4 protein-coding genes and 1 pseudogene are annotated in these 12,589 nt (G+C 61.0%); 4 read left to right on the forward strand and 1 reads right to left on the reverse strand.

Annotation, left to right across the window (positions count from 1 at the left end; all coding sequences use genetic code 11):
• From HJB83_RS33655 to HJB83_RS33670, 4 genes are all read left to right on the forward strand, one after another.
• A partial coding sequence (locus tag HJB83_RS33655) for a hypothetical protein (RefSeq protein WP_221159856.1) occupies positions 1-427 on the forward strand: 427 nt, incomplete at its 5' end.
• A gap of 438 nt (positions 428-865) precedes the next feature.
• Positions 866-1,474: an invasion associated locus B family protein gene (locus HJB83_RS33660; RefSeq protein WP_221133266.1), complete on the forward strand. Its 609-nt coding sequence runs from the start codon at positions 866-868 to the stop codon at positions 1,472-1,474.
• A 12-nt stretch (positions 1,475-1,486) separates the two neighbouring features.
• The gene (locus HJB83_RS33665; protein ID WP_221133267.1) at positions 1,487-3,208 is read left to right on the forward strand and encodes a ShlB/FhaC/HecB family hemolysin secretion/activation protein; all 1,722 of its coding nucleotides are present in this window, start codon (positions 1,487-1,489) and stop codon (positions 3,206-3,208) included.
• Positions 3,209-3,432: 224 nt separating this feature from the next.
• Positions 3,433-11,919, forward strand: a complete 8,487-nt coding sequence (locus tag HJB83_RS33670; protein ID WP_221133268.1) for a hemagglutinin repeat-containing protein — start codon at positions 3,433-3,435, stop codon at positions 11,917-11,919.
• Between the two features lie 543 nt (positions 11,920-12,462).
• On the opposite strand, the pseudogene HJB83_RS33675 reads toward HJB83_RS33670, so the two are convergent.
• Positions 12,463-12,589, reverse strand: a pseudogene (locus HJB83_RS33675) (IS630 family transposase); the annotation flags it as partial.

The raw sequence follows: 12,589 nt of genomic DNA on the forward strand, positions 1-12,589 counted from the left end.
AAGGTCGACATACGAAAACAGCGACCCCGTCCGATCATCCCCGCCGCGCATCCAAATTCCCTCGAAATCACTTGCAAGATGGAATCATGTGTCCAGCCCAAAAGCCAGTGGGTTTTTCAGCAGCCTGCTAGTGCGCCGTGACGTCACTTATGTGGAAGGATTCGCGCTCGATCCAGCACTTCCCATCCCGGTGGAGCACGCCTGGCTCGTTGACGACATCGGACAGGTCATCGATCCAACCTGGGACGACAACATTGGGCACATCTACTACGGGGTGCCCTTCGAAAGAAACTTCGTCGCGCGGATGATGGAACAGTCCGGCGGTCAATGCGGACTGCTGGATCACAGGATCCTGCACCGGCACGCAGGGTCGCAGCAAGAGTTCGTGCAAGGGGTGCGCGGTGATCTTCTGAAGGAGGTAGCCTGATCGGAGGACTATCAGTAATCAAGCTTCCGTTGGGCGTTGACGTCCGTTTCGAGTCTCGCCACGCTGCTTTCATCACCAACATGGAGTCCACATGCGTCTCGATCATTTCACATCCGCGGCTCACCTAAGAGGATGCCTGGGCAGCCGGTTGAAGGAAATCGAAAGCCTGATGCTTCGGAGCACGGAGGGTAGCAAGTGTTAGCGCATGTGTTGCAATAACCGCACAACTCTCCGAAAACGAGCGTAAATCGAGGTGAGACAAACACTACCTATCGATGTATCGCACCAAGATCTGCTATGAAGCCATCGAGCCGATGATTGGTCTCGCTCTCTGAGCCTTTTTTCATGACATCGATAATTTGCCAGTGTGCGACTAGCACAGGCAAAACCAATTGTAGCGACATGGCTTTCCACCTGATCGAAATCTTTACATTTTCAATGGGACGTTTTTTGAAAAGCGGCACGAAACGGGGCGGACAGACTGTCGCCGCCGTTCTGATGGTTGTTGCTTGTGCCAATCCGTCTTTTTCGCAATCGCCTGTCCCGGCCGATAAAGCGCCGGAACAGGCGCCGGCTCAACCGACGCCTGCCATAAAATCCCAGAAGTTCGACGACTGGTATTATCGCTGCACCAGCGCTGCGGCATGCGAAGTCGCGCAGGTTGCACAAGTCGCCACGGACGGCAGGAACGTCAATGTGCTCACGCTGGCGATATCAACTGCGCCAGCCGATTCCCAGCGCAAGGGCGAGAAAGGCAAGTCACGGCTGGTGCTGACCGCCCTTCTGCCCCTCAACGTCTTCCTGCCTTCGGGGCTGTCGATCAGGGCCGACGGCAAACCGGTCGCCAAGCTCGACTACCGCAATTGCAACGAGGCCGGATGCTGGGCGCAATTGGCGCTGGATACGAAGACGGCGACGGCCTTGAAGAAGGGCGCAGCGGCCGAAGGGCTGGTGCGGCTGATGAACGGCCAGGACGTCAATATCCGCTTTTCGCTGAAAGGGCTGAAGCCGGCCCTCGACGAACTCCAGTCCACTGCCGCGAAGTAGCCGAATTTCACCATGACCACCGAAATTCGATACTCCCTGGTCGCTGGCGCCGTCCTCGTGATGAGTGTCGCGCCCGTTTACGCGCAGTCGCCTGCCGATGACTTCAACCGACGCCAGGAAGAGCAGTCGCAGACGCAGCGGCTGGATGCCCTGCGCCGCGCAACACCGGGCGGCGGCGCGGAGACGGAAAACGGCGCTGTGCCCGCCGGCGGGGGAAATGGCGCATGTTTCGACATCACGCGGGTCGAGATCGACGGGGCGAACCGGCTATCGGCGCAGGAGATCGGCAAGGTGACGGCGCCTTACGGCAACCGCTGCGTCGGCCTTGCCGAGATCAATGCCGTCCTTAGGGATGTCACGCATCTCTATATCGATCATGGTTATGTGACCTCGCGTGCCTATGTGCCGCAGCAGGATATCCGCAAGACAAGGGTCCTCCATCTGCTCGTCGTCGAAGGCACGCTTTCGGACATCTATCTCAATGGCCAGAAAGTGGCCGGCAGCGGTTCGCTGGCGACCGCCTTTCCCGGTCTGATCGGCCGGGTCGTCAATATCCGCGATATCGAGCAGGGGCTCGACCAGATGAACCGGCTGCAGGCCAACGACGCCAAATCCGCCATGCTGCCCGGCCCGAAGGACGGAACCTCCATCCTCAACATCGAAAACCGTCCGGCCCGGCCCTGGCACGTCTCCTTCGGCAACAACAATATGGGGCAGGAGAGCACCGGCCTCTCCCGAAGCTCGGCATCGCTCGGCTTCGACGATCTGCTCCATATCAACGATCAGTGGAACTTCTCCTACGAACACAGCGGGCCGGACTATCCATGGACCGATGACGGAAAAGGCTACGGCAACAGCTATTCCGGCAGCGTCAGCGTCCCCTACGGTTATTCCACCGTTTCGCTGAACGGCTCGTGGTACCAGTATGAAAGTGCCGTCGAAGGAAATTTCAGCACGCTCGAAACCTCCGGCAATTCCGGCCAGGCCGGTCTCGGCATCGACCGCGTCGTCTTCCGCGACCAGGATTCGATCACCACCATCCGCAGCGACCTGACCTACAAGCAGACGAACAACTTCCTGCTCGGCAATCTGATCGAGGTCGGCAGCCGCCGCTATACGGTCGGCGATATCGGCATTTCCCATTCCCGCCGCATGTTCGGCGGTATCTGGGTATTCGACGCCAGCTATGACAAGGGGCTCGGCCTGTTCGATGCGGTGGAACCGGGGGATCCCGGCGCCGGAAATGCGGACCCACGCTTTTCGAAATTCAATGCCACGATCAGCGTGACGCAGCCGTTCCAGGCCGCAGGCCGACAGTTCGAGCTGACCTCGCTGATCAGCGGTCAATATTCCCCCGACAATCTCCTCGGGGCCGAGCAGATCTCGCTTGGCGGCTACAGCAATGTCCGCGGCACGCGCGAAAGCGTGCTCTTCGGCAATAACGGCATGTTCAGCCACAACGAGATCGTCTGGCGAACGGGATCCAACCAAAGCGGCGGCGCGGCCGCGCAGGCGTTCGGCGAACTGCGCCCCTATCTCGGCTTCGATTACGGCCATGTCTATGCGCAAAAACGCTTCGACATGACAGGCGGTGATCTCGCCAGTTGGACGGTCGGCACTCGAATCGTTGGCGGCAATCTCAGCGCCGATCTCGGCTACTCCGACATCATTACAAGCAGCGTCGACGGTGGCGACGGCGGGCTCTTTTATTTCAGTGCATCCGCCCATTGGTAGTGAAGCAAGAAGTGAAGATGCCCCTCTCCATCAGGATGGTTGGGAGTAATGGCTAGCATGATTGCTGCGCCGCGATAAATGACGATGTTTTCTTCGGATTGCATTTACCTCAAGTGCAGGCGGAAGTTGACCGCGACCAATGGCTGTGGTCTCGGTCCTGCTGAAAAAGTACAACTGAGGCGGGATTTATCCGCCGTGCAGACTTTAGGGCGCGGAAGACAGTGATGAGCGAAGAGCGGTTGGGGCGGACGGCGGCAGCAAGGGGCGTCGCCGGCGCAAATGAAAGAGCTGGTCTCAGGCCGGCACCTCTTTTCAGGCAATCGCTGGCGCTCCTGCTCAGCGGTTTGCTCGTGCTACAGCCGATGCTAGCCAATGCCCAGTCGGTCTCGGCAAGCACGGCGCCCGCGGCCAATCAGCCGGGCATTGGCACCGCGCCGAATGGCGTGCCGCTCATCGACATCGTCACGCCGAACAGCCAGGGCCTGTCGCATAACAAATACGACAATTTCAACGTCGGCACACCGGGCCTCATCCTCAACAACTTCAAGGGGGAGATCGGCACCTCCAATCTTGGCGGCGTCACGCCGGGCAATCCCAATCTCAACACATCCGGTCCGGCATCGGTCATCCTCAACGAGGTGATCAGCGGCAACCGCTCGGCATTGAACGGCGCGATCGAGGTGTTCGGCGGACGGGCCGACGTGATCATCGCCAACCCGAACGGCATCACCTGCAGCGGCTGCGGCTTCATCAACACGCCGCATGCGACGCTGACCACAGGCGTTCCCGATATCGGTGCGGACGGCGCGCTGAAGGGGTTCACGGTCAACGGCGGCGATGTCACCATCGGACCGAACGGCGGCAATTTCGCCGCCGGACCTGGCGCGGTGGACCTCTTCGACATCGTCTCGCGTGCCGTCACCATCAACGGCCCGGTTTACGGCAAGGACCTTCGCGTCACGGCCGGCCGCAATCAATTCGATTACGCCACCGGCAACGCCACGCCGCTTGCGGCGACGTCCGGCACGCCGGAATATGCGATCGACGGTTCGGCGCTCGGCGCCATGCAGGCCGACCGCATCAAGATCGTCGTGACCGAGCGGGGCGCCGGTGTACGCATGCGCGGCGATCTGGCAGCCAATGCGGGCGAGCTTTCGCTCTCGGCCGATGGCAAGATCTCGCTCGGCAACGTCTCCGGCCAGCAGGGCGTTTCGATCTCTTCGAAGGCGAAGGTGACGGCGTCCAAGGTCACGTCGAAGGCGAAAGCCACCGTCCAGGCGGACCAGGGCATCACCCTCGATACGGTCGCTGCCGATGACGACATCCTACTTTCGAGCGGCAGCGGCCTGTTGAGCGTCGGCGGCGAGGTGAACAGCTCCGCCAACGTTCAGATGACATCGGCCGCCGGCATTGCGGCCGGCAATGTCGTGGCCGGCAATGCGATCACTCTGTCCACCACCTCGGGCGATATTGCGGTCGCCGGTGCCGTCAAGGGTGCCGGTGCGCTCTCGATCACGGCAATGGCCGGTTCGATCTCGGCTGCTTCACTGACCGGCGGCAATGATGTCTCGCTTTCCGCCGGCGCGGCGATCGACATATCGGGTGATGTCCTGGCTGAGGGCAACGTCACGGCTTCAGGCGGTTCGATCGCGGCCGGTAGCGTTGTCTCCGGCCTCGATGCGGCTGCGACGAATGCTGCGGCAAACGGCAGCACCGTTCTCGGCAGCGTTGGCGACATCCGGCTCGTTGCCGGCAGCGGCGCGATCGCTGTCGACGGGCTCCTGTCGGCCGGCGACACGTCGGTCACGGCGGCCGCCCTGACGGCCGACTCGGTCACCGCGCACGGCACCGTTGCCATCGACGCCGCCACGGATGTCAGCGGCCAGATTCTCAGCGCCGGCAACGTGTCGATCACCGGTGGCGCGATTTCGGCCGAGGCGATCGTTTCAGGTCTCGACTTTGCCGCTACCGCCGTTTCGCCGGGCGGCGCTGCCGTCGTCGGCCCGTCGGGGGATCTCACGCTGGATGCGGGCAACAGCGGCAGCGTCGATGTCGACATGCTCATTGCCGCAGGCGCTCTTCTCGTCGATGCCGGCCGCTTCCAGGCGGACAATGTCAGCGGCCATGGAAGCGTTTCCATCAACGCGGAGACGTCGATTGCCGGCCAGCTCCTTGCCGCCGGCGACGTTTCGATCACGGGTCCGGCGATACGAGCTGGAGGCATCGCCTCAGGCGTCGATTTCGCCGCCACCCAATCGGCCAATGGCACGTTGGTGCTGCAGCAGGCGGGGGGCATGATCCTTACCGCGACCAGTGGTTCGATCACCGTCGACGCCGCGCTGATGAGCAGTGGCAACCTTTCGGCCGATGCGAGCCAGAATATCGCCTATAACAAGCTTCAGACCCTCAGCAGCGCCAATCTCGCCGCCTCCGGCCAGATCAGCTACGGCAATCCCACCCGCGCCGCCGGGGACCTGACGCTCACCACCACCAACATCGACCTCTCCAACGGCGGGGCCAGCAACATCGCCGCGGGCGGCACACTGACGCTCAATGCCGATAGCGCCAACCTTAGCAACAACAGCATCACCCTCGGGGGCCTCGCCCTCAATCTGACCGGCGCGGCCGATCTCAGCGGCACTCGGATCAACGCCGTCACCAATGCCGGCGGTTCGGGCGATATTGCCATCGATGCCACCGGTCTTGCCACGACGGCCGGCACCGCGCTGCTCGCCGCCAACGACTTGACACTGACGCTGCCGTCGCTGACCAATGCCGGGCTATTGGCGGCCGGCAACGACCTGACGCTCAATGTTTCCGGCAATCTTACCAACAGCGCCACGGGCCTCGCCTATGCCGGCCACGACGCCAGCCTCTTCGTCGGCGGCGTGCTCACCAACAACCAGGGCGGCATCGTAGCTGGCCACGATCTTGAGATTGCCGGGACGCCATCAGGGCAGAGAAACGGGGCGGTCACCAATGTTTCCGGGCTGATCCAGGCTGGAAACGACATGTCCATCCTGACCAGCAATCTGACCAACCAGCGCGCAGCCACGCCGCAATGGACGACCGGGACGCTGGTTTCGTCAGGTGTCGTCAGCGGCTTCACGCTGAATCCCGTCGCCGCCGGCCTGCCGTTCGGTTATCTCGAGACCGCAGACCAGAACATGTTCCAGCTCTATGCCGGCGTCGATCCGGGGTTGTGGCAGGACTATCAGCCGCTGCTCTGGTCGAAGGCGACGCTTGCCGACGGCACCACCTACCGCGCGTGGACCTGGATCTCGGCCGATGGACCGGAGAAGGTCACGCCGATCATCGACTGGATCAGGGATCGAGTCACCAAGGACGCAAACGGCAACCCCATCTACGACGCCAACAATCCGTCGCGGTATTTCATCGTCGATGAGGTGAATTTCAGCGGCTCAGACGAAAGCACAACCTATAGCTGGGATTGGTCCTCCCATCTCAGCCAATCGGTCTACGAGGATCGCCTGATCGGCACGCTGAGCCCCGAAGCGACGATCCGGGCGAGCGGCAACCTTTCGATCGACGCCACGAATCTCACCAATTCCTACAGCTCGATCGAGGCCGGCGGCGATGCGACGCTGAAGGGCTCGACGCTGACCAATACCGGCGTCACCCTCTTCCGCACGACGACGACAACCTGCAGCGCCCAGGGCGCCTGCACCGCCTATGATGCCAACGGCAACGCCAATCCCTCGAAGAACATCGCCAACGGCTCGACCATCGTCAGCTCGGTGCAGGCGATCGGCGGCGTCTCGGCCAATATCAAAGCCGGCGGTGCCCTCTCGGTCAACTTCGGCAGCGTCAACAACACGTCGGCTGCCGGCTCGATGGCCGGCGGCGCCAGCGTGGCGGCCGCCAGCAATCCTGGCGATCCGCTTTCGGCGCTCTCCGGCCTGACCGCCGGCGGCGCGCTGTTCAGCGTCAATGCCGGCCTCGGCGGCGGCAACCCGCTTTCCGGCCTCAGCGATATCGCCGAACGCATTCGCCTCGACGCCAAAGCCCTTGAGGCCGCCGCCAAACCGCAATCGGGCGGCGTCGGCGGGAACATACCCCATCAGATATTTCTGTTCGAAACCCGCGGTGACTTCCTCGATGTCGGCAAGTTCTACGGCTCCGGCTATTTCATGACCGAAATCGGCTACAAGCCGGAGACGACGGTTCCGTTCCTGGGCGACGCCTATTTCGAGAACCAACTGATCGACACGCAGTTACGGCAGCTTGTCGGCGAGGGGTTGGGACGCAGCACCTTTATCGCCGGCAGTGATGCGATCGCGCAGATGAAAACGCTGCTCGACGACGGTGTCGCTTATGCCAAGAAACACGGTCTGGCTGTCGGCCAAGGTCTCACGCCTGAGCAGGCGGCGGCGCTGACCACGTCGATCGTCCTCTACCAGTGGCAGACCGTCAACGGCGTGCAGGTGCTCGCGCCCGTCGTCTACGTCGCCGCCGCCGACCGACAGAAGCTGACCGGCGCCGCCGCCGCCATGGCGGGCGGCTCGGTCAATATGAATGTCGGCAATCTTGACAATTCCGGCCTGATCGCATCCGCCGGCGGCCTGACCGTCTCCGGCAGCTCGATTGAGGGCAGCGGCACGTTCCTGTCGCGCGGCGACACGGCGCTCAATGCCACCAACGGCATCACGCTCGCCGCCCAGACGATGACGATCGGCGGCCAGAACGTCGTCAACACCAATGCCGGCGTGACGGCAGGCGGCGCTCTGCAGCTTGCCGGCGGCAGCGGCGATCTGGCGCTGACGGGCGTCAAGGTCAATGCCACAGGCGACGCCTCGCTCACCGGCAAGAATGTGACGCTGGCTGCCGCCAAAGTCGAAAACGACGGCCAGCAGAATGCCACCGGCAGCCAGGTCGCCAGCGGCAAGGCCCTGACGATCACGGCCACCGACAATGTCAACGTCATCGGCAGCTCCGCCAAGGCGGGAACGACGCTCGATGTGACCGCCGATAAGGGCTCGGTGGCCGTCGTGTCGACCGATGTCGCCCGCGACAACCAATCCGGCTACACCAGGACCCTCTCCACCGACCAGCAGCAATCGCAGCTTTCCGCCGGCACGGATGCGACGATCAAAGCCGGCGACGACATCCTGCTCTCCGGCTCCTCCGTCAAGGCTGGCGGCAATGTGGCGCTCAGCGCCGGCGACGATATCAACATCACGGCTGCGCAGGAGCAGTCCGCATCCACCTTCGGCAAGAAGTCCGCCTCGTCGATCAACCATGTCGGCTCGGAGATATCAGCGGGCGGCGACCTCTCGGTGACCGCAGGCAGCGGGAGCGGCGATCACGACCTCAACATCGTCGGCAGCAAGCTCGCCGCCGACGGCAAGCTCGCGCTCAAGGCCGATGGCGACGTGACGATCGCCGAGGCCACCGACACCGCGACCCTCGACACCAAGCTCAGCACCAAGGGCGGGTTCCTTGGCAAGAGCGAGAAGACGACCACGCATCTGGAAACAACGACGGCCGTCGGCTCCGCCATCACAGGCGGTGGCGGCGTCGACATCACGTCGGGCAAGGACACGGTCATCTCGGCCTCGAAGATCGAAGCCGGCAAGGAAGACGGCACCGATCCGGCGGACCTTAACATCAGCGCCAAGGGCGACCTCATCATCGCCTCCGGCAAGGACACCAGCGCCAAGGACGACAAGGGGACGCGCAGCGGCTTCCTGTCCAAGGGCTCGTCCAGCCACAAAAGCTACGACGAGACGACGGTCGCTTCCGAACTCGGCGCGTCCGGCAACATCAACCTGACCGCCGACGGCGCGGCGGTGATATCGGGTTCGAAGGCCAATGCCGACAAATCGATATCCGTCACGGGCGACAGCGTCTCGATCATCGGGGCGCAGGAGACGCATGAGCTCGAGGAGCAGCACAAGAAATCCGGCTTCGGCGTCGGCGGCGGTGACGGTTTCATTTCTATCTACGGCAGCCAGCAGAACATTGGCAAGCAGGCCTCCGAACTCAACGTGGCATCGGTGCTTTCTGCTGGAACGGATGTCGCACTCAAGTCGCGCGACACCGACATCAACATCCTCGGCTCGCAGATCTCTGCGGACCAGAACATCACTCTCGACGCCGCCCGCGACGTCAACATAACGCCGGGCGCCGAAAGCGCCTCTGTAGAGGAAAAGGAAAAGCGCTCCGGTTTCGGCCTCTCCTTCGGTTCGAGCAGCGGCGGCTTCTCCATCGGCATCGGCATGTCCTCCGTCTCGGACACCACGAAACAAGGCTCGCAGACCAACGCGATGGCTGCCCTTTCCGCCCGCAACGACCTGACCATCAAGGCCGGCCGCGACGCCAACCTGCAGGCGGCCGACGTCTGGGCCGACCGCGATGTGGCGATCACAGCGGAGCGCGACGTCAATCTGCTTAGCGCGGAAGACAAGTCGAACTACGAGAGCGTGCACGAACAGTTCTTTGCCGGTGTGACGCTGTCGGTTTCGACAGGGCTTGTCAGTGCAGGCCAGAGCATTGCCGGCGCTGCGCAGAAAATCGCCGGCATTTCGGACGGCTACACGGCCGCCAACGCTGCCTTCGCCTCGCTGAAAGCCTATGATGCCCTCCAGCAGCTCGCAGGCATTGCCAAGGACGGCGGTAGCATCGCTTCTGCCTCGCTGACGGCCGGCTTCAGCTATGAGAAGAGCAGCGCCTCCTCGTCCACTTCCACGCCCGTTGTCACCAGCGTGGGGGCCGGACGATCGGTCACCATCGAAGCCACCTCCGGCGATCTGACGGGACATGGTGCGCAGATAGCGGCGGGTTATGGCTATGGCGACGTAGCAGCCGACGACGACAAGGCGGGCGACATCACACTGAAGGCCGGTCACGACATCACGCTGGAAAGCGCTCAGGCGACCAGCGAGATGAGTAGCGACAGCAAATCGGCGAACGCCAGCTTCGGCGTCAACGCGGGTATTGGCCTGCAAGGCGTAGGCGTAGGTGTCACCGGTGGCGCCAGCGCGGGAATGTCGAAGTCCGATGCCACTTCGATCACCCAAGTCAACAGCCACGTCACCGGCAGCGGCGACATCACGATCAGCTCCGGCAACGACACGACGCTCAAGGGCGCCGTCGTTTCCGGCGACACGATCACGGCCGATGTCCGCGGTGATCTCAGCATCATCTCTACGCCCGACGTCGGCAGCAGTGCCAACAGTTCCGCCTCTGCCGGCTTCTCCTTGAGCGGGACGGTAGGAAGCAACTTTCTGCCTGTGACCACTCAGCTTTCAGGCTTGCAGTTCGGCGGCGGTCTCGGCTCGGGTGCAACGAACTGGATCAGCGAGCAATCCGGCCTGCTATCCACCGGCAAGATGGATATCGAAGTCGGCGGCAACACCGATCTTCAGGCCGGCAAGATCATCTCCAAGAGCGGCGACCTGTCGCTATCGACCGATACGCTGACCTACGGCGATTTTCTCGGGCAGAAGGGTTATGAGGGCTTCAGCGCCCAGATCGGCATCGAGATTCCGGGCAATGAGTTGCCCGGTGCGCCGCCGGCCAACAACACCCTCGAAGGCACTTACCAGCTCGACGACACGCGCCAGACTGTCCGCGCCACCGTCGGTCCCGGCGAGATAACCATTCGCAACGAAGAGAAGCAGTCCGAGCTGACGGCGCAGGGCGCGACGCCATCGTTGCAAAAACTCAACCGGGATCCCCAAAAGGCCTACGAAATTACCAAAGACAAACATGCCAGTATCGACTTCTATCTTTCCGACACTAGCGTGAGAGCCGCCCTATCCGCTGGCAAGACAGTAGTTGAGGTTCTCGGTGATCTCTTGGACCGGATGGTTGCTGAAGGAGTGAGGAGCCCGGAACAAGCTGCCTTGTCAAAAGAAATGTTCACCTATCTTGACGACCCCCAAGTCCGTGATCAACTCGAACAGTGCGGCCAACAGCAGGGCAGTATCGATTTCAATATCTTCGACTGGATAATTACCCCCGCATACGCGCAGACGGGCTGCCTGATTTCGCTGCCAAATGGACAGACAAAGCTGTTTACTGCGACGCAGGCGGCGGACTGCCTGTCTGATTACGAGCAAATGACGGGTATTGTCCGTGGGATCATAGGAACCACGGGTGTGGCAGTCGCAGGTTTGGCCGGCGCTATTCTTTTGGTGTCAGCAGGGTCAACAGGGCAAGATATCGATCAAAGGTTTACTGCTGCGGATGGAAGTACGGTGCGGGTTTCCGGTCAAAGTGAGCAACCCGGCCGATTGGTCTTGGTGACCTATCCTGACGGAACCAGGGCAAGCCTTACTATTGAAGTATACGACGATGGCGGCGCCATTTACCTAACCGGCGGGACAATTGGCAATCAACCGATGACAGCGTACATGTTGCAGGACATGCAAATTACGCTCAGCAATGCGGGCATGCCTAACATCGTGTTGAGCCAGAATTCGAATGGAGGTGGTGATCAGAAATATTTCCCGCCACCAAAGACCGCAGAAGGAATACCGGGAATTCCGGATTTGCAAAAGGGAAAGCCAGTTGGCGGCAGGGCGCGGTGGTATGACAGCAAGGGAAACATTTATGAATGGGACTACCAACACGGTAAACTTGAGAAATTCGATAAGTCGGGAAAGAAGCATCTCGGTGAATACGATCCGGTGACCGGGACGCAAACGAAACCTCCTAAGCCTGGACGAACGACACCAAAAGGATGACCTTATGCAAGTTTCGCTTGTTCTAGAGTTGTATGAGAAGCATGGCCAAGTTCTGAAGAATACACTTGATGTAGAATTCAGCGATCTGGAGTTTTTCAGACGCGTATTATCAGTTCCTGATCAAGATCCATTAATGTACGGGTCATACAAGATAGACAAAAATAGTAACGGCATGATTTTCGACAAGTATGGATTTATGTTGGACGTCGACAGATATGATTGCTATGCCGGATATAGGCAGATTTCGTAATGAAGCCCGATTTCCAAACTTTGTCATGGTGTCGACTATGGACGACAAATCTGGGAGTTAGCGGAGGAGCCGGGCGACGGCATTGGCGGGATTTTCTGTTGCTGACAAAAAGCCCCTCGTCGATACATGCCTTAACGTTCGTCGAGCTTGGATTTGAAGCCAGCCTGCAAAAGTGTGCTTTGGTGGTCACTGACCGCGGCGAATTAAGATTTACACCTGACTATTACCCGAATTCGAATAAATGTCGGGACTATCCTAGAAAAAATCTCAGACCATTTTGAGCAACGAGGCATCTAGTGGATTGATTCCAACGTTTGGTGCCCACGTTTGACGGCTGCGATGATCTCATCGGGGTCTGCTTTCCAGATGAATGGCTTTGGTTCGTGGTTGTGTTCTTTGACGAAGCGGTTGATGGCCGCC

It is taken from the genome of Rhizobium sp. NZLR11 (assembly GCF_019685115.1).
GTDB lineage: Bacteria > Pseudomonadota > Alphaproteobacteria > Rhizobiales > Rhizobiaceae > Rhizobium.